This window comes from Variovorax sp. 679, assembly GCF_003952185.1.
GTDB lineage: Bacteria > Pseudomonadota > Gammaproteobacteria > Burkholderiales > Burkholderiaceae_C > Variovorax.
This window is the reverse complement of sequence record NZ_RXFS01000015.1, coordinates 78,551-96,534: the sequence shown is the minus strand read 5'-3', so window position 1 is coordinate 96,534 and position 17,984 is coordinate 78,551. Positions and strand designations below refer to the sequence as shown.

Below are 17,984 nucleotides of genomic sequence, written 5' to 3'. Positions count from 1 at the left end.
AGGCCGTCCGGCGCATGAAGCCGGTGCGGTCCAAAGTTTCAGGAAAAAACGCGCCGCTCACGCGCGCCTAACTCTTCGCTCACATCCAACTCAGTCTGCGTGCCTAGAGTGCATTCAGGTCCTGCCACGCGCAGTTCGCGCGATGGCTCGTGACCGGAGACAACCTGAATCAGGAGAACACACCATGCGCACTTCCTTCAAGCTTCTTGCCGTCGGTTCCTTTGCTGCGCTGGCAGCCATGGGCGCCGTCACCGCATCGGCCGAAACCACCGATGGCTCGGACTTCCACCCGCTGCAGATGAACTCGCCCGAGAAGCCTGAAGTGCAGGCCGGTGCGATGGCGGCAGCACGCCCTAGCGGCACCGAAGCCATTGGCCAGTCGACCAGCGCGCCCGCGATGAATTCGATGACGCCGGTGTCCGACATCCAGGCCGGCGCCTATGCGGCCTCGCACCCGAGCGGCACCGAGCCGATCGGGCAATCGACTTCGCTGCCGATGGTGAAGTCGGGCAGCGGCAGCTGAGGCCGCTGCGCTTGCCGTCGCTGATGATGATGAAGGCGACGGCGGTGGCGACGATCGATCAGTCGTCGCTGCCGTTGCTGAGCAGCGCGCGGTAGATCACCGCGCCGATGATCGCGCCCGCGATGGGCGCCGCCCAGAACAGCCAGAGTTCCGACACCGCATAGGACGGCCCGAAGAGAGCCGGGCCCGTGCTGCGCGCCGGGTTGACCGAGGTGTTGGTCACAGGGATCGAGATCAGGTGGATCAGCGTGAGGCACAGGCCGATCGCGAGGCCCGCGAAGCCGCCGGCCGCGCGCTTGGCGGTGGCGCCGAGGATCACGATCAGGAACACGGCCGTCATCACCACTTCGCACAGCAATGCGGCTGTCAACCCATACTTGCCTGGCGAGTGCTCGCCATAGCCGTTGGTGGCGAAGCCGCCGATGTCCGCGCCCGGCTTGCCTGTGGCGATGAGATACAGAATGCCCGCCGCCGCGATGGCACCGAGCACCTGCGACACGATGTAGCCCGCGAGCTGCGAAGCCTTGAAGCGGCCCGCGGCCGCGAGGCCGATGGACACCGCCGGGTTGAAGTGCCCGCCCGAGATCGGACCCAGCGCATAAGCCCCCGTCACCACCGTGAGGCCGAAGGCCAGCGAGACACCGAGCAGGCCGATGCCGACATTTGGAAAGGCAGCTGCCAGAACTGCGCTTCCGCAGCCTCCGAGCGTGAGCCAGAAAGTACCAATGAACTCGGCAGACCACTTTTTATAGGTACTGTGTTCCATAACGCTCCATCCTGAAGTTGAGAAAGCGCGCAGGCCGCGAGGCGATGCGCGGGCGGATTCTAGGAACGCAAGAAGAGGGCGTCGAGCAAGTCATTAGCTCTAACGGAACCTGTTCACGGATGGCGCGGCTTTTGTGCATTGCCGCAACTGCGTTGCATGTGCAGCACCAACGGGTTTCGTGATCTTTTACAGCGTCACGACGATCTTTCCGAACGCGCCGCGTTCCAGGTGATCGAGTGCGGCGGGCAGCTCGTCGAAGCCGTATTGCGCGGCGATCACCGGCTTGAGCGCGTTCGCGTCGACGGCGCGCACGAGGTCTTCGAGCGCGCGCCGGTGGCCCACGCCGATGCCCTGCACCGTCACGCGGCCCAGCACCATCGCGTAGAACGACGCGCTCAGCGTCTCGCCGCCGAGCATGCCGATGATCGACACGCGCCCGCCCTGCTTCACGGCCTGCAGAGAGCGGTCGAGGTTGGGGCCGCTCGCGAGTTCGAGCACGTGGTCGGCGCCGCGCCCCTGTGTGAGCCTGCGCACTTCGGCGGGCCAGTCGCTGTCGCGCGCCAGCACATGCGTGGCGCCGAGCGCGAGCGCCTGCGCGCGCTTGCCGTCGTCGCCACCAGTGACCACGATGGCCCGCGCGCCGTGCAGCCGCGCGACCTGCAGGCCGAACAGCGCGACGCCGCCGGTGCCGTGGATCAGCACCGTCTCGCCCGCGCGCAATCCGCCGGTCTCCGCGAGCGCGAACCATGCGGTGAGGCCCGCGCATGGCAGCGTGCTGGCCTCGGCCAGGCTCAGCGTTGCAGGCGCAGCCACGGCCCATGCGGCATCGATCAGCACGTGCGAGGCGAGCATGCCGGGGCCGGGCCCGCCGAGCAGCGTGGTGTCGGCATGCCAGTGGCTGTCGATCCAGCCGCCCCAGAAGGTGTTGACCACACGGTCGCCGACGGCGAAGCGCGTCACGCCGGAGCCGACGGCCGCCACTGTGCCGGCCATGTCGGAGCCGGGTACGAAGGGCAGGTCGAACTTCATGCCCATGCCGTCGCGAATCATCAGCAGGTCGCGGTAGTTGAGCGACACCGCTCCCACCTTCACGAGGATCTGGTTCGCGCCCGGCTCGAGCAAGGGGACTTCGGCCTGTTCGAGATGGGCGCGGCCGAGCTTGGGGAGCTGCCAGCGGCGCAGCGTTCGGGCTTCTTCTTGCATGAAAGAACTCCAGGGAAAGACAAGGAGCCTTCATGTTATTGGCGATGAGGGATATCCAGTGATGGATAATTTTCTTCCGAATGGTGCTTGAAAGTATCCAATGAGCCAACGCCTGCAAGGCATAGAGGAATTCGTCGCCGCCGTGGAAGCGGGCAGCTTCGCGCTGGCCGCCCAGCGGCTGCACGTCACGCGCTCGGCCGTGGCCAAGAGCATCGCGCGGCTCGAGGCGCGGCTGGACACGCGGCTCTTCCTGCGCACCACGCGCAGCCAGAGCCTCACGGAGGAAGGCCACGGCTACTACGAGCGCTGCCGCCGCGCCCTGGCCGAGCTCGACGCGGCCGAGGCCATGGCCGACGTGGCGCGCAGTACGGTTTCGGGCCTCGTGCGGCTGAGCGTGCCGGCGATGCTGGGCCGGCTGAAGGTCGGGCCGTTGCTGCTCGCGCTGGCGCGCAAGCATCCGCAGCTCTCGCTCGAACTCTCGTTCAACGACCGGCGGGTCGACCTCGTCGAGGAAGGGCTCGACCTCGCCATCCGCAGCGGCGAGCTCGCCGACAGCGCGGAGCTGGTCGCGCGGCCGGTCGGCATGCAGTGGATGGTGCTGTGCGCCTCGCCCGGCTACCTCGAAGCGCATGGGCGTCCCGCCAGCGTCGGCGAGCTGAAGGAGCCGCACGAGGCCGTGCTCTATGCGCGCGACGGGCAGATCTCGTCGTGGCGCTTCCATGACGACGAGGGCCGACTCGCCGAAGTCACGCTGCCCTCGCGCCTGCGCTGCGACAGCGCCGAGGTACTGCTGGAGGCCGCCGTCGGCGGCATGGGCCTCGCGCGCCTGCCGGCCTGGCTCGCGGCCGATGCGCTCGCGGCGGGCACGCTGGTGCGCGTGTTCGACGAGCCGCGCCCCTTCGGCTTCGAGCTGAACGTGATCCGCTCGCGCAGCCGCTACCTGCCGCTGAAGACGCGCGTGGTGACCGACTGGCTGGCCGAGCACCTGCCGCCGCTGCTGGCCGCGCGCTGAAGAGCGGCGCTATCCTGCGCCTTCCAACAACGACAACGAGGAGATCCGCCCATGCGCCCATTCGCCATCCGGCACATCGCCGCCGCAGCAGGCATTGCCACGGCATTCCTTCTTGTGGCGCCGAGCGCATCGGCGCAAGGCACCGTCAACGCGCTGTGCAGCACCGACGCCGGCTGGTGCGAGGCCGCCGCAGCAGCCTTCACGCGCGAGACCGGCATCAAGGTGCAGCAAGCCCACAAGGGCACCGGCGAGATCGGCGCCCAGCTGCGTGCCGAGGCCGCCAACCCCAAGACCGACATCTGGTGGGGCGGCACCGGCGATCCGTTCCTGCAGGCAGCCGAGCAGGGGCTGCTCGAACCCTACCGCCCGGCCTACATCAACGACCTGCACGACTGGGCGGTGCGGCAGTACGCGCTGTCGCAGAACATGGTGGGCGGCTTCTACACAAGCGCCATCGGCTTCGGCTTCAACACCGACGTGCTCAAAAAGAAGAAGCTGCACGAGCCCAAGTGCTGGGCCGACCTGATCAAGCCCGAGTACAAGGGCGAGATCGAGATCTCGCACCCCGCCACCAGCGGCACGGCCTACACCATCATCGCGGGCCTGGTGCAGCAGATGGGCGAGGACGAGGCCTTCGAATACCTGAAGAAGCTGCACCGCAACGTCACGAGCTACACCCGCAGCGGCCAGGCGCAGGCGCCCAACGTGGCCAAGGGCGAGGTGGCCATCGGCGTGAGCTTCATCTTCGGCTTCGAGCGCTGGCGGTATGACAAATTTCCCGTGAAGACCGCCGCGCCCAGCGAGGGCACCGGCTACGAGATCGGCGGCATCGCGCTCGTGAAGGGCGCACGCAACAAGGAGAACGCGAAGCGCTACTACGACTGGCTGATGAGCCCCGCGGGCCAGGCCATCGGCGGCAAGTCGGGCAGCCTGCAGTCGCCGGCCAACAAGACCTTCAAGCCGGACCCGCGCATTCCGTCGATGGCCGACGTGAAGCTCATCAAGTACGACTTCGAGAAGTACGGCAAGGCGGCCGAGCGCAAGCGCCTTATCGACCGATGGACAAAAGAAGTCGAATCCCTGCCGAGGTAGACGATTCCCGGCCCCCTTCACGAAACACCGAGGAACCGGCTTCGCCGGGCCTCAGGTGTTGCCCCCGGAAGGGGGTTGGCGCAGCGACACGAAGTGCGCGAAGCCTGGGGGAGAGCCTATCCACAGGCCTTGTTGTGCGAGGCGTGCATGCCCTTGGCCTTGGCGTCGGCTTCGCTCAGGTACTCGCCCTTCTTGGTCTTGCCGTAGTAGCGGTCGCCCATGCAGTGGTAGACCTTGGTCTCGTCGTTGGCCCACACCTTGCCCGGGCCGCCGCCGGGCGCGGCGGCCATCTTCGCGAGGTCGGGCGAGCCGGGCGTGCGCGTGGCGGTGCCGGTGCTCGGTGCCACGCCGGTCTTGTCCACCTTGGCCGACTGCGTTTCCACGGCCGGCGCCGCCGGTGCCGCGGCTGCGGGCGCGGCGGCGTTCGCGCCTGCGGCATCTGCCGTCTTGCCGTACCAGGTCTTGATGCCCTTGTGGCCCCGGCAGGCGCCGGACTTGGTGTCGGGCGAGGCATAGCTGCCGTCCTTGCACTGCACGGTAGTGCCGGCCGGCGCGTCCGCCGGCACCTGGGCCTGCGCGCCGAGCGCGGCGAGGCCGCAGAAGGCGGCGGTCCACAGCATGCGGGTTTTCTTGTTCATGCAAAGCTCCTGAAGGGTGTGATGGGAAGAACGGGGTGGACGCCGGAAGGTCCACCGCGCAGCTTTGGCGAGCGATCCCAGCGCCACCTGACTTGCCCGCGTACGCGGGCTCCGGCTCAGGGCGAACTGGCCGTGAAGGTGACCTGGCCGGTGTAGGTGCCGGCGGTGCGGCTGGCCAGGTTGGCGTAGGAGAAGGTCCAGGTCGCGCTGCGCTGGGTGACCAGGTTGGCGAAGCTGGTGCCCGCGACGTTGACCGCCGTGCCGGTGCCCGTGTTCGGGATCTGCGGCGCGGGCAGGTTGGTGTCGCTGCTGGCAATGGTGATTTCCGACAGCGGAATGGTGTTCGCGCCGCTCGCCAGCGGGGACGTCGCCGTCGCCCGCAGGGTGATCTGCCCCCCGTTGCTGCGCACCTCGACGGGCAGGGCGTTGTTGCTGGGCGTGACGCTGAAGCTCGGCGCCGCGCCGCTCCAGTTCACGGACGTGTTGTTGCCGGCGACCGGCGTGGTGGGCCCGCCCGGGATCGACGGCGTCAGCACGAAGCTCACCGTGCTCGTTGTGCCGCCCGTCGCGGGCCAGGGGCTGTCGCCGATGCGGAAGAAGATGAACTTGTCGATGGCGATCGTGAAGTCGAGGTTGACGCCGGTGCTCAGCGGCACCGAAGCGCTGGGGCCGGCGGTGCTGGACGCGGCCTGCGCGGACGCCATGCCCAGCATGCCGGCGAGCGCGCCGGCGAAAGCCAGGGCGTCCGCGCGGCGCGTCACTTGAGTTCCACGTCCACCTTGAAGCTGCCCTTGTCCCAGTCCAGCCGGCCGCTGGCCTTGACCGGATAGACGGGCTGCGGCGCCGGCTGGCCGTTCTCGGCCTTGGGCACGAGCGCCAGCGTGCGCGTCTGGCCCGGCAGGATCGGCGTGCCCTCGGGCACCAGTTCGAACGTGCGGCCCTTGCTGTCGGTGGCGTCCAGGCTGCCTTCGAGCCGGCCGTGCGCGTCGCCGGTGTTGGCCACTGTTACTACCGCGCGGCGCGTGCCGTCGGCCTCCCCGCTGGCGATCTGCCGGATCTCGAGCCTGGGCTCGGCGCCGTCGAGCATGACGTACACCGCCACGGCGATGCGCCCCGTGACCGGCAGGCTCAGGCTGGCGCCGCCGCTGCGGATGACGGTCTGCTGCGCCGGCTCCGCGCCCTCGATGGCGATCATGAAGCGGCACTCGCCGCGCGGCGCGTCGGCCGGCGGATCGACCTGGAAGCGGAACGAGCGCTTGCCGCGCGCCGGCACCGACACGCTGCGCCGCTCCAGCACCACCCACGGCCTGCAGCTGCCGGGCAGCAGCTCGTCGTGATAGCCGATGTTGCCCTCGGCCGAGTAGCTCCAGTCGATGGTGCGCATCGACACTTCGGTGGCGCTCGACGCCAGGTTGTGGATGTCGAGCGACTGCCCGAGGCGCGTGCCGGGCTTGGCAGCGAGTTCGAAGCGCGACGGCGTGACGGCCAGCTCGAAGGGCGAGGCCGCCATCGCGCCGCCGGTCGCCGCCAGCAGCAGGGCGAAGAAGGAGAAAGAGCGGAAAGCGTTCATGGCAGGGTCTCGATTTCGAAGAACGACTCGAAGCTCAGCGCCGAGCCCGCGGGCATGCGCAGCTCGCGCGGGTCGATGCGCAGCGTGAGATCGAAGGTCTCGTTCATCCATGGCGCCTGGACGATGCCGTTCCACACCTGCACCCGGTCGCCGGGGCGGCCGCTGCCGCTTGCGAAGACGCCGTTGCCGCGCCACTGCACCTGCATGCCCGCCGGTGAGCGCAGGCCCGCGACGTTGGCCGGAATCACGTAGAAGATGCGTGCGCGCCGGCCCATGTGGGGCGTCATGGCCAGCCGGTACTCGATGCGCCCGAGGGGGAGCACGACCATGTTGCCGTCCATCGCCTGCGCATTGCTGAAGTCGCTGCGCACGTGCGCGCGCGGGGAGGCCGAGTCGTCGAGCCGGGCGACCATCGCCCATGCAGGGACGCACAGCAGCATCAGCGTGGCGGCGGCGGTCCATCGGCGAAGGCGCGGGAGCTTCATTCCATCGACGCCGTGAAGCGCACGGTGCCCTTGTAGTTGCCGCCCGGGTAGATGACGTCGTTGTCGTAGCTGAACTGCAGCCGCGTGGCCGTCAGGTTGCGTGACAGGTAGGTCCAGGTGCCGATGCCCAGCACGCAGGGCAGGCCGAGCGGACCGACGCAGAAGGTGGCGTTCGCGTCGTAGCTCGCGATCGACTGGTTGGCGGTGGTGTCGAAGCGGCCGTTCTGGATGTCGCCCGAGGCCGCGTTGCTGTTGCCCGTGGCCACCCAGCTGATCTTGCTGAAGGGAATGATGGTGCTGCCGCAGCCGCCCGACTGGCAGCTCAGGCCGGCGGAGGAGTCCACGCGCAGCGTCACTGGCCGCGCCACGGTGGTATTGGCGATGGGGCGCACCGGCATCACCCAGACGTCGATGGTCGGCGTGCCGGTCACGGCCGTGGGCGTCAGCCCGGCATTGGCGCCGGTGACGCTGAAGGCCACCGTGTCGACGGTCGCTCCGACGGTGCCCACGCGCAGGGTCAGCATGTAGCTGCTGCCGGTGTCGGTCACGGTGGTGATGACGGCATGCGCGGGCGGCGCGAGGCCCGCCACGGCAGCCGCCGCCAGCGCCGCCGCGGCGGTCGCGCGGGTGTGCCGTCCGGTACGCACCATCAGATGCCCTGGGCCGTGTACGTGATGGTGTTCGTGTAGGTGTTTGCGACCCAGCTGGCTGCCGAGCCTCCCAGCGTATAGGTCCAGGTGCCGCTGGCGGCGACGTTCGAGTTGAACGAGGTCGAGGCGCAGGCGCCGAGGTTGGCCCCCGGATGCGGCAGCGTGCCAGTGGTGGCGACGGTGAAGTCCGCGTTCGTCGGGCCGCCCGTGAGGGGCGCCCATGCGCCCATGGCGCAGTTGATGGTGCCAGCGCCGGCGTTGGTCCAGGCATACACGTTGAGCACGTTCGCGGCCGACGTGGCCGTGACGGTGGGCGCCGCGCCGCTCCAGTCCACGTTGGTGTTGTTGCCCACGACCGGCGTGGTGGGCACGCCCGGAATGCTGAGGGAGGAGGTCCACGTCACCGTGTCGACCGTGGTGTTGGTCGAGCCCACGCGCAGCAGGATCAGCTTGGGCACCGTCACGCTCAGGTTCACCTTGGCCTGCGCGGTGATCGTGCCCGTACCTGAGCCGTACTGGCTCTCCGCCATGGCATTGCCCGCGGCAAGCGCGAGGCCTGCGAGGGAAAGGGCCAGCATGCCGCGGGCGATGGATGTTCTGGTCATGGAGTCTCCTCGGGTTGGACGTGGTGGAAAGAAAAGGGGAAAAGGAAGACGCTCATTCGCCCACCTTCACGACGGGGATCTCCGCGGTGGCGCGGCCACGCAGAGGAACGTTCACGCTCACGCCGCTCTCGCCGGCCCTGCCCCAGGGCAGCGGCACGCTTTCGAGCGTGAGCGTCAATTGATGGCGGCCGGTGGTCACCAGCGGAAATTCGAAGCGGCCGTCGCGGTCGGTGATGGTGCGGTAGCGGCCGTCGAGCAGCACCTCGACGCCGGCCACGCCGCCTTCGCCCGATTGCTGCTCGCCGTCGCGATTGGCGTCGTAGAACACCCGGCCCGACACGCTGCCGCCGCCCGCACCTTCGCCGCGCATGCCCGCCGCACGATAGGCGGTGCCGGCGCTGCCCTCCCAGCGCAGGTAGACGTACGCGGTCTTCTCGTTGCTGCGATAGAGGTTGGGAGACGAGTACGAGGTCGGCAGCAGCGATGCGCGCGCCTGGTTGAAGTTGGCGATGAAGCCCACGCGCCAGCCCGCGCCCAGTTCCTTCTCGGCGGTGAGCGAGCCCGACAGGCCCCGGCTGGTGTAGAGCCCGCCGCTTTGCGAGGTGTAGCGCAGGTTGCCGCCGAGGTGGAAGCCGCCGTCGATCCAGTAGCGGAACTGCAGGCCCGCCGTCGGGTAGTTGCGGGCGGTGCCGCCGCTGCGGTCGCGCGCGTAGCCGAGGGTGGTGGTGAGTTCGGGGCGCATGGTCTCGTAGCGCCCGCCGATCCAGTCCTGCTCCCATTGCACTTCCTGGCCGGTGGCGGCGGAGTCGCCGAGCACGATCAGCTCGTTGCGGCGCATCGTCAGCGTGAAGCGGCTGCGCGGCCAGTCGAAGAAGCGGGTCTGGTAGAAGGCGTTGCCGTAGAGGCTGCGGCCGTCGCCGCTGCCGGTGTTGCCCGCGGCGCTCCCGTCGGGCAGCCCGTCGTAGCGCGTGCGGTACGCGCTCAGGCTGCCGCCGACGGAGTTGTAGCGGTCGAACAGGTACTGGAAGTTGCCGCTTGCGCCGACGCGCCGGTAACCCGAGAGGCGGAAGGCGGCGTCGGCATCGGCGCGCTCGTAGTCCAGTCCGGCGCCCCAGCTCATGCGGCTGGTGTTGCGGTCCACGCGCCAGTACGCGCCGCGCGTGCCGGTGGCCAGTGCGTAGTCGCCGAAGTACAGGTTGGGCCGCGCGGCGTACGCGCCGAACTCGTGGCGGTAGAGGCCGGTGCGCGCGCTCGCCTCGACGAACAGGCCCCGCGAATCGCCGGCCGCCACGCCGGGTGTGGATGAACTCACGCGGCTGCCCACCAGCGTGGCGCGCGCCTTGAAGTCGCCGTCGCGCACCACCTCGCGGCCGTAGCCCACCGACGTGGCCCAGCTGGTGACGTCCTTGCGGCCGTAGCCCTGTGCCGTCAGCGGGTCGTAGTAGTAGGCGGGAACGTCGCGCGCCCGGTCGAGCTGGAACGACGCGAACCAGGGCTCGCCCAGCCGCAGCGTGGCCCCGAGCCAGCCCAGCGTGCCCTGGCTCTTCTCGAAGCCGGGGTACGGCCCGCCGGTGAGGTTGCCGCGCTGGCCGAAGCCGGCGCGCAGGTCGAAGTCGGTGCTGAAGACGCGCGTGGAGGCGCCGCGCACCGTGGTCGAGCCCAGCGAGAGCCTGTAGTTGCGCGCGAGGCCATCGGTGAGCTCGCTGTAGATGTCGCCCACGGCGGTGTCGGCAAAAGTCTGCGTGGTCAGCGGAAAGCCGAGGTTGCGCAGCGTGAAGCGGCCGCTGGTGGCCTCGCGCGCGTAGCCCAGCGAGCCGATGCCGATGCCGCTCGCGCTGTTGTCGCCGCCCAGGTGCCGGCCGTCGGCCTGCAGCACGAACTCGCCGTAGTTGAGGGTTTCGCGGCGGTATTCGAAGCGCTGGCCGAACTCCGTCGCGCGCTGGCGGCCGTAGCCGGTGGTCGTGGCGTCGCCGAAGCCGATGCGGCTCTCCACCAGCCAGGCGCGGTAGCCCTGCGGCTGCTCGACTTCGGGCTGCGCATCGGCCGCCGCGGTGTCGGCGTCGGAGGTCATGAAGCGGTCTTCGTAGGCCTTGGGCGCGGAATCGGCAAGAGCCTTCAGCCGCGCCTGCTCCGCCTGCGCGCGATCGAGGGATTCGATGCGTGCGTCAGCCACGACAGGGGCGGCGGTGGCCGCCGCCTGGGGTTTCCGGGGCTCGGCCGCCTGTGCCTGCGCGCAGGAGAGCCAGGCCAGCGCGGCCGTGCATTCGAGCCACGCGAGCACGGTCATCGGACGCCGCAGGGCTCCGGCAGGACCGGAAGCGGTCCACGGCGTCATTCGGATCATCTGGAGACATCCCTGTGCTGTTCCCCGGGGCTTCGTGGCCCTGTTCCGCATCCGGGGCAGGATATTTCAGAACTGTTAACTAATGTCAATATTTCGCGGTTCCGCGGGTTTCCCCAGAGGAGGACGCCGGCATTTGGCCTTCAGGAATGAACAAAATGGAACGTGCGGTTTCATTCGCCCTTGATGACTACAAAAGGCCACCCAATTGAAGACGTTGGCGTGGCGTCGCCTTCCGGCACCAAGCCCGACTTAGAATTTTTCGGCTTCGACATTTCTTTTCCCATGGCTGATTCCTCCAAAACCAAACTCCCGTTCCAGGCTGAAGTCGCTCAGCTGCTGCACCTCGTCACGCACGCGCTCTACTCGAACAAGGAAATCTTCCTGCGCGAGCTGATCTCGAACGCATCGGACGCATGCGACAAGCTGCGCTTCGAGGCGCTCGACCACCCCGAGCTGTACGAAGGCCAGACCGACCTCGACGTGCGCCTGAGCTTCGACAAGGCCGCGCGCACCATCACCATCACCGACAAGGGCATCGGCCTGTCGCGCCAGGAAGCCATCGACAACCTCGGCACCATCGCCAAGAGCGGCACCAAGGACTTCATGAGCAAGCTCAGCGGCGACCAGAAGGCCGACGCGCAGCTCATCGGCCAGTTCGGCGTGGGCTTCTACTCGGGCTTCATCGTGGCCGACAAGATCACGGTCGAGTCGCGCCGCGCGGGCCTGCCGGCCGACCAGGGCGTGCGCTGGGTGAGCGGCGGCGCCGGCGACTTCGAGGTGGCCGACATCGCCCGCGCCGAGCGCGGCACGAGCATCACGCTGCACCTGCGCGACGACGCGGACGAATACCTCAACGCCTGGAAGATCAAGCAGATCGTCGGCAAGTACTCCGACCACATCTCCCTGCCCATCCTGATGGAAAAGGAAGAGTGGAAGGACGGCGAGAACGACCAGCCCGGCGACATGGTGAAGACCGGCGAATGGGAAACCGTCAACAAGGCCAACGCCCTGTGGAGCCGCCCCAAGAAGGACATCACCGCCGAGCAGTACGAGGAGTTCTACAAGAGCATCAGCCACGACTACGAGGCCCCGCTCGCCTGGAGCCACAACCGCGTGGAAGGCAGCACCGAGTACACGCAGCTGCTGTACATCCCGGCCAAGGCCCCGTTCGACCTGTGGAACCGCGAGAAGGCCGCGGGCGTGAAGCTGTACGTCAAGCGCGTCTTCATCATGGACGACGCGGAGGCGCTGATGCCCAGCTACCTGCGCTTCGTGAAGGGCGTGATCGACTCGGCCGACCTGCCGCTGAACGTGAGCCGCGAGCTGCTGCAGGAAAGCCGCGACGTGAAGGCGATCCGCGAAGGCAGCACCAAGCGCGTGCTCGGCATGCTGGAAGACCTGGCGAAGAAGCAGAAGACCGCGCCCGAGAGCGGCGAGGGCAAGATCGACGTGGGCTCCGGCGAATCGGTGCCGGCCCCCGAGCCGACCGAGGGCGTGACGGACGTGGTCGACAAGAACGCGCCCACCGCTGCGGAAACCGCCGCTGCCGCCGCCGACGAATCGGGCAAGTACGCCAAGTTCTACGCCGAGTTCGGCGCGGTGCTGAAGGAGGGCTTGGGCGAGGACTTCGGCAACCGCGAGCGCATCGCCAAGCTGCTGCGCTACGCCTCCACCACCACCGACACGGTGGGCGTGAGCTTCGCGGACTACAAGGCCCGCATGAAGGAAGGCCAGGACGCGATCTACTACATCACGGCCGACACGCTCGCCGCAGCCAAGAACAGCCCGCAGCTCGAAGTCTTCAAGAAGAAGGGCATCGAGGTGCTGCTCATGACCGACCGCGTCGACGAGTGGGCGCTGAACTACCTCAACGAGTTCGACGGCACGCCGCTGCAGAGCGTGGCCAAGGGTGCGGTCGACCTGGGCAAGCTGCAGGACGAGGCCGAGAAGAAGGCCGCCGAGGAAGCCGCCGAGTCGTTCAAGCCGCTGCTCGAGAAGCTCAAGGAAGCGCTCAAGGACAAGGCGGAAGACGTGCGCGTGACCACGCGCCTCGTCGATTCGCCCGCCTGCCTCGTGGTGCAGGACGGCGGCATGAGCACGCAGCTCGCGCGCATGCTCAAGCAGGCCGGCCAGCCCGCGCCGGAGCTGAAGCCAGTGCTCGAAGTCAACGCCGAGCATCCGCTGGTGAAGAAGCTCGAGGGCTCGGCGCACTTCGACGACCTGGCGAACATCCTGTTCGACCAGGCGCTGCTGGCCGAAGGCGGCCTGCCGGCGGACCCGGCGGCCTACGTGAGGCGCGTCAACGCGCTGCTGGTGTGAACACCCGGCCGCGCGTCACTCGTGCAGCAGCCGTCGTTCCGGCGGTGCTGCTGTTGCTTCTGGCGGGCGGCTGCTCCCACTATCACGTCGGCATTCCGCTGGTTCCCGGGCTCTCGCTCGGGCTGGGTGCCACCAAGGACGGCAATTTCTCGGTGGGCCTGAATACCGGCTTCGGCCCGCTCGGCGCGGGCGTGGCCGTGAACAACGGCGGGCAGGTGTCGGGCTCGGCCGGCGTGGGTGTCGGCGTGGGGCCGGTGGCCACGGGCGTGAGCAAGAGCACTGTGCTCTACGACCCGGGCAAGGCCGCGCCTGCGGCCCCCGTGGCTCCGGCTGCGGCCGCCGGAGTGCCCCCGGCAGGTGGCGCCGTGGCCTCCGCCGCGCCTGTGGCTTCGCCCGCACCCGCTTCTCCCGGAACGGCCGCCGCGCCTGCTCCGGTGCAGTACTACTCGACGCCCGCGGCCCCGTTCACGCCCGTGGGTCCGGTTCCTCCGGCCGCTCCGGTGGCCACGGCACCCGCCAGTGCCTCGCCGGCGGCGACCGTCAGGAGAGCACCCCTGGTCAAGATCACCCGTCCGCCGCCTGAGCCCGTGGCGCCCGCGGTGAACGTCACCTACCGCGCGCCGACCGTGGCAGCAACGACTGCCGCCGCAGCCCCGCCCCACGAGGCCGGCACGCCCGGCAACCCCGTCGCGCCCTGAGGCCCCGATAGGCGCACCTTTCACGCGGACTCGCGTCGCGGCCTAACATGGCGGCCGGTATCTCCCCCGGAGACAGTCGCCCGTGATGCCAGTGACCCGCCGACCGCTTCTGCTGCAACTCATGTCCATGGCCGCCCTCGCGGCCGCGGGAGCCCCCCGCGCGGCAAAGGCGCAGTACGCGTACCCCGCCAGGACCATCCGCTGGATCGTGCCGTACCCGGCTGGCGCCGGCGCCGACATCGTCGCGCGCACCATCGCCGCCCAGTTCTCCATCGACACGGGCCAGTCCGTGATCCTCGAGAACCGCGCCGGCGGCAACACCGCGCTCGGTGCCATCGAGGCCGCGCGTGCGCCGGCCGACGGCTACACGGTGCTGTCGGCCGACAACGGCACGCTGGTGTTCAACCCCGCGCTGTATCGCAACCTCAGCTACAACCCCTCGCGCGACTTCGCACCCGTCACCCTGCTGGGCCGGCTGCCGATGGTGCTGCTGGTGGGGCCGGCGAGCGGCGTGAAGGACGCGCGGGCCTTCATCGACGATGCACGCGCCTTTCCCGGCAAGGTCAGCTTCGCCTCTGCCGGCACGGGCAGCCCGCAGCACCTGGCGATGGAACTGCTCGAGCGCGAGGCCCGGCTGGAGATGGTGCACGTGCCCTACCGCAGCGCCGCGGCCGCGGTGGCCGACGTGGCCGGCGGCCAGCTGCCGGTGATGATGTGCGACATGGCCGCCTCGCGCCGCTTCATCCAGAGCGGCAGGCTGCGCGCGCTTGCGGTGGCGCATCCGGCGCGGCTGGCGCAACTGCCCCGCGTGCCCACCTTCGCCGAGCTCGGCTTTCCGCGCGTGGAGGCCGCCGCGCTCATGGGGCTGGTGGTGCCCGTCAACACGCCGGGCGAGATCGTCTCGCGGCTGCAGCAGCTGGTGGCCAGCGCCATCCACAACCCCGTCGTGCTGCGCCGGCTCGCCGAGTACGGCGTGGACCCCGCGGGCGACGCGCCTTCGCAGTTCGCCGCGCTGCTGCGGGGAGAGTCGGCGCGCTGGCATCCGCTGATCCGCGAACTGAATCTTTCGTTGGACTGAGGGCCGACGGCCGCCGCGGCCTTTACGGCAACTTTGCGAAGGCGCGGCGTTCTTCTCACTCCGGGCTAAGAGTGGCTGCCTAGATTGGCGCATCACATATACCAACAAGGAAGATTGGCGAGGTGGCCTGCGGCAATGCAGGAGACGGGTCGCCTTCCAAGGCCCCATGATGACTCGCCGGTTCCATCACGTCGTCTTCGCGGACGACTTCTTCCGCTCCCCTTCCAACGGGCTCCAGTACCACGTCGCCAACCGTCGGTTCCTGCGCGGCTTCTTCGATTCCGCGCTGGGCCGGCTCGGCCTGCCGGCGAGCGAGATCGCGCCGATGTCCGAAGGCGGGCGCGTCGACGTCGCGCGCCTCATGGACCGGCTGGAGCTGCCCTGCACCCCGGCCGGCTGGGCGCGCGCCTGCATCGCCGACCTGTCGCCGCTGGCCGGTAGCGACGGCTTGTCGGCCTTCGGCCCCGGTTGCCTGGTGATCGGCTGGGGCCTCACGCCCGCGCTGCAGCACTGCATCGACCGCTCGGGAGCCAGCTACCTCGACATCGAGATCGATCCGCGCCGCTTCACCGAGCACCTGAACTTCTGCGCGCGCACCAACGACCACGCCATCGAGGCCGCGCTGCTGGCGCGCCGCGTCGACGAAGAACTGTTCTGGAACCACGCGAGCGCGCTCAAGGGCCGCTTCGCGCGACACGGCGCGGCCTCGCTGTTCGACCCGAGGCTGCGCGTGGGCCTGTTCTTCGGCCAGAGCCTGGTGGACCTGTCGCTGATCAGCGGCGGCCGCACCATGCACCCGGCCAGCGTGATCGCGCCGCTGCGCGAGCTGGCGCAGGGCGTGGACCTGCTGGTCGTCAAGCCGCATCCCTACGAGAGCGCGCTGCACGACCTGGCGCCCATCGCGCGGGCCATTCCCAACGTGGCGTGGACGCGCGAGAACAGCTATGCGCTGCTGTCGGCGGCCAACGTGCACTTCGCTGCCAGCCTGTCGTCGAGCGTGCTCACCGAGGCGCGCTACTTCCGCAAGCCCGCCCATGCGCTGATCCGCGCCGACCGCAACGCGGCGGAGCAGTTGCCCAAGGCCTGCTCGGGCTGGATACCGGTGGGCGCCGGGCTGGGCTCGATGGACTTCATGGCCGAGGCCTGCGGACTGGGTGCGAGCGGCGGCCCGAACGACGGCGCGGCGCGGAGCTTTCCGGCCTGGCCGGTGGCGGCGATCGACCGCGCCTTCCTCACGCGCTGGGGCCTCGACGATCAGGCCCGTGGCCTCGCCGAAGTGGCCGAGCTGCAGCTGGAGCGCCCCTACCTGTTCCATCCCGGCAGCCCCGCGATGAGCTGGCTCAGCCACGGCTGGGCGGGCTTCGACGGCGAAGGCGCGCGCAGCGAGGGCGAGCTGGCCTGCCTCGTGGTGCCGCTGCCGGCGCTGTCCTCGCGATCGCTGCCGCTGTCGCAGATGCAGCCGCACCGCGTCGAGGTGCGCATCGACTACCGCAGCAACGCCAAGGCCACGAGCGTCCACGCGATGCTCGACGGCGTGGTGCTGCCCGGTCAGCGCGTCACTGGCGCTCGGCGGCGCAGCTTCGTGTTCGAGGTGGAGCCGACGGCCGGGCGCAAGTGCCTGGTGATCCAGTTCGTCGTGGCCGACGCCGGGCGCGGCGGCATCCGCAGGAAGGCGGCGCGCCCGGACTTCACGCTCAGGAAGCTGCAGGTGTCGCTGCGCGTGGGCCGGGGCCTGATCTCGGCGCCGCCGAAGGCGACGGCAACGGCGAAGTGGTCGGAGATGTCTCCGCTGCGCGCCGTAGCGCGGGTGTTTCGTGCGGTGGTCGATTCGGCGCGCGGCTCGGCGGGCAGTCACTGAGAGAGCCGCGCGACAGCTTCACGAACTGCGCGCGGTCTCCGCCAGCCTCGACAGCAATCCGGTCCAGTGCCGCAGCCGTTCGATGGCTGCCTGCCGCCCCTCGGCCGCATTCGCCTCGCCGTCCGGCAAGTCGAGCAACTCGGCGGCCGCGGTGGCCACGGCCCTTGCGAACTTCTGCGCGTCGCCGCGCCACACCACCACGCGATGCGCCAGCCCGAGCTGCGCTGCGCGGCCCGCGTTGATCGCCTGCTCGGGCTGGTCCGTGAGCAGCAGCAGGATCGGCTTGCGGTAGACCGCCGCGATCGACAGCGCCGCCATACCGGGCGCGGACACGATGAACGCGCTGCGCGCGGCTGTCTCGATCCAGTGCTCGTCGCGCGCGTGCCAGTGCGCCCGATGCGCGTAGCCCTCGCCGACCAGGTGCGCCGGCACGCCCGCGTCGGCCAGGCCCTGCTCCAGCCCGTCGGCCAGCGCCGGTTCCTGGAAATGCGGATTGAGGTACACGGCCGCAACCTGCTGCGCCGCGTCGCCGTGGCCCGCCGCGTCCACCACCGCCACCGGCGTGGCGAGGCGATGGCGGCCATGGCCGTCGTGCTGTGGCTCGCCGTAGGCGAAGTCGTGCTCGATGCGCGCGAGGCTGCGGTCGATCTGCCAGGCCACGATGCCGCCGAACAGCCGGGCGACGGGGCCCGGCATGCGCCCGCTGAAATTCGTCTCCAGCGCATGCCGCAGGCTGGCGCCATACACGTGCACCACCTTGCGCCGCCAGAACGGCAGCCAGCCCATCAGCAGCAGCGCGGGGTGGAACGAGTCGTTCACCACCAGGTCGGCGTCGCGGAAGTGGGCGCGCAGCCGCCACACGTCGCGCAGCATGCGTTCGGGGCGGAACATGTACAGCGCCACGTTGCGGTCGGTCTCGTGGCGCAGCATGTTCTGCTTCGTGTCGAACTGCACCGCGTAGTGGCGCGAGAGCACAGGCGCGTCGATGCCGAAGCCGGCGAGGAAGCGCGCGCCCTCGTCCGAGGTGGTGAGCACGCGGACCTGCGCGCCGGCTTCGCGCAATGCATGCGTCAGCAGCTGCGCGCGCATCAGGTGGCCGCGCGCGTCCGCGGTCGCGAGGTAGAGGATGCGCGGCGGCATCGC

17 protein-coding genes are annotated in these 17,984 nt (G+C 69.6%); 7 read left to right on the top strand and 10 right to left on the bottom strand.

What is annotated here, in order from left to right:
* Nucleotides 1-184 precede the first annotated feature (184 nt).
* Nucleotides 185-523 carry a hypothetical protein gene (locus EJO71_RS30460; RefSeq protein ID WP_125952319.1) on the top strand — a complete coding sequence of 113 codons (339 nt, stop codon included), beginning with the start codon at nucleotides 185-187 and terminating at the stop codon, nucleotides 521-523.
* 58 nt (nucleotides 524-581) lie between these two features.
* On the opposite strand, the gene aqpZ is transcribed toward EJO71_RS30460, so the two are convergent.
* Together aqpZ and EJO71_RS30450 are read right to left on the bottom strand one after the other, a co-directional pair.
* The gene (gene aqpZ, locus EJO71_RS30455) at nucleotides 582-1,289 is read right to left on the bottom strand and encodes an aquaporin Z (protein WP_125952320.1); all 708 of its coding nucleotides are present in this window, start codon (nucleotides 1,287-1,289) and stop codon (nucleotides 582-584) included.
* A gap of 186 nt (nucleotides 1,290-1,475) precedes the next feature.
* Nucleotides 1,476-2,492 carry an NAD(P)-dependent alcohol dehydrogenase gene (locus tag EJO71_RS30450; protein ID WP_125952321.1) on the bottom strand — a complete coding sequence of 339 codons (1,017 nt, stop codon included), beginning with the start codon at nucleotides 2,490-2,492 and terminating at the stop codon, nucleotides 1,476-1,478.
* Between the two features lie 100 nt (nucleotides 2,493-2,592).
* Between EJO71_RS30450 and EJO71_RS30445 the strand changes: the two genes are divergently transcribed.
* Nucleotides 2,593-3,504 carry a LysR family transcriptional regulator gene (locus EJO71_RS30445; protein ID WP_125952322.1) on the top strand — a complete coding sequence of 304 codons (912 nt, stop codon included), beginning with the start codon at nucleotides 2,593-2,595 and terminating at the stop codon, nucleotides 3,502-3,504.
* A 51-nt stretch (nucleotides 3,505-3,555) separates the two neighbouring features.
* Nucleotides 3,556-4,596: an ABC transporter substrate-binding protein gene (locus EJO71_RS30440; RefSeq protein ID WP_125952323.1), complete on the top strand. Its 1,041-nt coding sequence runs from the start codon at nucleotides 3,556-3,558 to the stop codon at nucleotides 4,594-4,596.
* A 116-nt stretch (nucleotides 4,597-4,712) separates the two neighbouring features.
* Here EJO71_RS30440 and EJO71_RS30435 read toward each other — a convergent pair whose 3' ends face one another.
* The 7 genes from EJO71_RS30435 to EJO71_RS30405 form a co-directional block, all read right to left on the bottom strand.
* Nucleotides 4,713-5,234: a DUF3761 domain-containing protein gene (locus tag EJO71_RS30435; protein ID WP_125952324.1), complete on the bottom strand. Its 522-nt coding sequence runs from the start codon at nucleotides 5,232-5,234 to the stop codon at nucleotides 4,713-4,715.
* 116 nt (nucleotides 5,235-5,350) lie between these two features.
* Nucleotides 5,351-5,995, bottom strand: coding sequence for a hypothetical protein (locus tag EJO71_RS30430; protein ID WP_240651564.1), 645 nt, complete (start codon nucleotides 5,993-5,995; stop codon nucleotides 5,351-5,353).
* Entirely contained in the window at nucleotides 5,992-6,804 is an 813-nt protein-coding gene (locus tag EJO71_RS30425) for a hypothetical protein (protein ID WP_125952325.1), read from the bottom strand. Before EJO71_RS30425 ends, EJO71_RS30430 begins: the two co-directional genes overlap by 4 nt.
* The gene (locus EJO71_RS30420; protein ID WP_240651565.1) at nucleotides 6,801-7,289 is read right to left on the bottom strand and encodes a hypothetical protein; all 489 of its coding nucleotides are present in this window, start codon (nucleotides 7,287-7,289) and stop codon (nucleotides 6,801-6,803) included. Before EJO71_RS30420 ends, EJO71_RS30425 begins: the two co-directional genes overlap by 4 nt.
* Nucleotides 7,286-7,939, bottom strand: a complete 654-nt coding sequence (locus tag EJO71_RS30415) for a hypothetical protein (RefSeq protein ID WP_125952326.1) — start codon at nucleotides 7,937-7,939, stop codon at nucleotides 7,286-7,288. The genes EJO71_RS30420 and EJO71_RS30415 overlap by 4 nt, the downstream gene beginning before the upstream one ends.
* Nucleotides 7,939-8,544 carry a hypothetical protein gene (locus tag EJO71_RS30410; RefSeq protein ID WP_125952327.1) on the bottom strand — a complete coding sequence of 202 codons (606 nt, stop codon included), beginning with the start codon at nucleotides 8,542-8,544 and terminating at the stop codon, nucleotides 7,939-7,941. The genes EJO71_RS30415 and EJO71_RS30410 overlap by 1 nt, the downstream gene beginning before the upstream one ends.
* A gap of 52 nt (nucleotides 8,545-8,596) precedes the next feature.
* Nucleotides 8,597-10,888, bottom strand: coding sequence for an SdrD B-like domain-containing protein (locus EJO71_RS30405; protein ID WP_125952328.1), 2,292 nt, complete (start codon nucleotides 10,886-10,888; stop codon nucleotides 8,597-8,599).
* A gap of 282 nt (nucleotides 10,889-11,170) precedes the next feature.
* Between EJO71_RS30405 and htpG the strand changes: the two genes are divergently transcribed.
* From htpG to EJO71_RS30385, 4 genes are all read left to right on the top strand, one after another.
* Nucleotides 11,171-13,207 carry a molecular chaperone HtpG gene (gene htpG, locus EJO71_RS30400; protein ID WP_125952329.1) on the top strand — a complete coding sequence of 679 codons (2,037 nt, stop codon included), beginning with the start codon at nucleotides 11,171-11,173 and terminating at the stop codon, nucleotides 13,205-13,207.
* Entirely contained in the window at nucleotides 13,204-13,905 is a 702-nt protein-coding gene (locus tag EJO71_RS30395; protein ID WP_125952330.1) for a hypothetical protein, read from the top strand. The genes htpG and EJO71_RS30395 overlap by 4 nt, the downstream gene beginning before the upstream one ends.
* 127 nt (nucleotides 13,906-14,032) lie before the next feature.
* The gene (locus EJO71_RS30390) at nucleotides 14,033-14,983 is read left to right on the top strand and encodes a tripartite tricarboxylate transporter substrate-binding protein (protein ID WP_125952331.1); all 951 of its coding nucleotides are present in this window, start codon (nucleotides 14,033-14,035) and stop codon (nucleotides 14,981-14,983) included.
* A gap of 169 nt (nucleotides 14,984-15,152) precedes the next feature.
* The gene (locus EJO71_RS30385; RefSeq protein WP_240651566.1) at nucleotides 15,153-16,841 is read left to right on the top strand and encodes a hypothetical protein; all 1,689 of its coding nucleotides are present in this window, start codon (nucleotides 15,153-15,155) and stop codon (nucleotides 16,839-16,841) included.
* 18 nt (nucleotides 16,842-16,859) lie between these two features.
* Here EJO71_RS30385 and EJO71_RS30380 read toward each other — a convergent pair whose 3' ends face one another.
* The gene (locus EJO71_RS30380; RefSeq protein WP_125952333.1) at nucleotides 16,860-17,981 is read right to left on the bottom strand and encodes a hypothetical protein; all 1,122 of its coding nucleotides are present in this window, start codon (nucleotides 17,979-17,981) and stop codon (nucleotides 16,860-16,862) included.
* Nucleotides 17,982-17,984 lie beyond the last annotated feature (3 nt).

Excerpts from the sequence above, each read along its gene's own strand:
- EJO71_RS30460 (WP_125952319.1), top strand. The coding sequence starts at position 185 with ATGCGCACTTCCTTCAAGCTTCTTGCCGTCGGTTCCTTTGCTGCGCTG.
- aqpZ (WP_125952320.1), bottom strand. The coding sequence starts at position 1,289 with ATGGAACACAGTACCTATAAAAAGTGGTCTGCCGAGTTCATTGGTACT.
- EJO71_RS30450 (WP_125952321.1), bottom strand. The coding sequence starts at position 2,492 with ATGCAAGAAGAAGCCCGAACGCTGCGCCGCTGGCAGCTCCCCAAGCTC.
- EJO71_RS30445 (WP_125952322.1), top strand. The coding sequence starts at position 2,593 with ATGAGCCAACGCCTGCAAGGCATAGAGGAATTCGTCGCCGCCGTGGAA.
- EJO71_RS30440 (WP_125952323.1), top strand. The coding sequence starts at position 3,556 with ATGCGCCCATTCGCCATCCGGCACATCGCCGCCGCAGCAGGCATTGCC.
- EJO71_RS30435 (WP_125952324.1), bottom strand. The coding sequence starts at position 5,234 with ATGAACAAGAAAACCCGCATGCTGTGGACCGCCGCCTTCTGCGGCCTC.
- EJO71_RS30425 (WP_125952325.1), bottom strand. The coding sequence starts at position 6,804 with ATGAACGCTTTCCGCTCTTTCTCCTTCTTCGCCCTGCTGCTGGCGGCG.
- EJO71_RS30420 (WP_240651565.1), bottom strand. The coding sequence starts at position 7,289 with ATGAAGCTCCCGCGCCTTCGCCGATGGACCGCCGCCGCCACGCTGATG.
- EJO71_RS30415 (WP_125952326.1), bottom strand. The coding sequence starts at position 7,939 with ATGGTGCGTACCGGACGGCACACCCGCGCGACCGCCGCGGCGGCGCTG.
- EJO71_RS30410 (WP_125952327.1), bottom strand. The coding sequence starts at position 8,544 with ATGACCAGAACATCCATCGCCCGCGGCATGCTGGCCCTTTCCCTCGCA.
- EJO71_RS30405 (WP_125952328.1), bottom strand. The coding sequence starts at position 10,888 with ATGATCCGAATGACGCCGTGGACCGCTTCCGGTCCTGCCGGAGCCCTG.
- htpG (WP_125952329.1), top strand. The coding sequence starts at position 11,171 with ATGGCTGATTCCTCCAAAACCAAACTCCCGTTCCAGGCTGAAGTCGCT.
- EJO71_RS30390 (WP_125952331.1), top strand. The coding sequence starts at position 14,033 with ATGGCCGCCCTCGCGGCCGCGGGAGCCCCCCGCGCGGCAAAGGCGCAG.
- EJO71_RS30385 (WP_240651566.1), top strand. The coding sequence starts at position 15,153 with ATGACTCGCCGGTTCCATCACGTCGTCTTCGCGGACGACTTCTTCCGC.
- EJO71_RS30380 (WP_125952333.1), bottom strand. The coding sequence starts at position 17,981 with ATGCCGCCGCGCATCCTCTACCTCGCGACCGCGGACGCGCGCGGCCAC.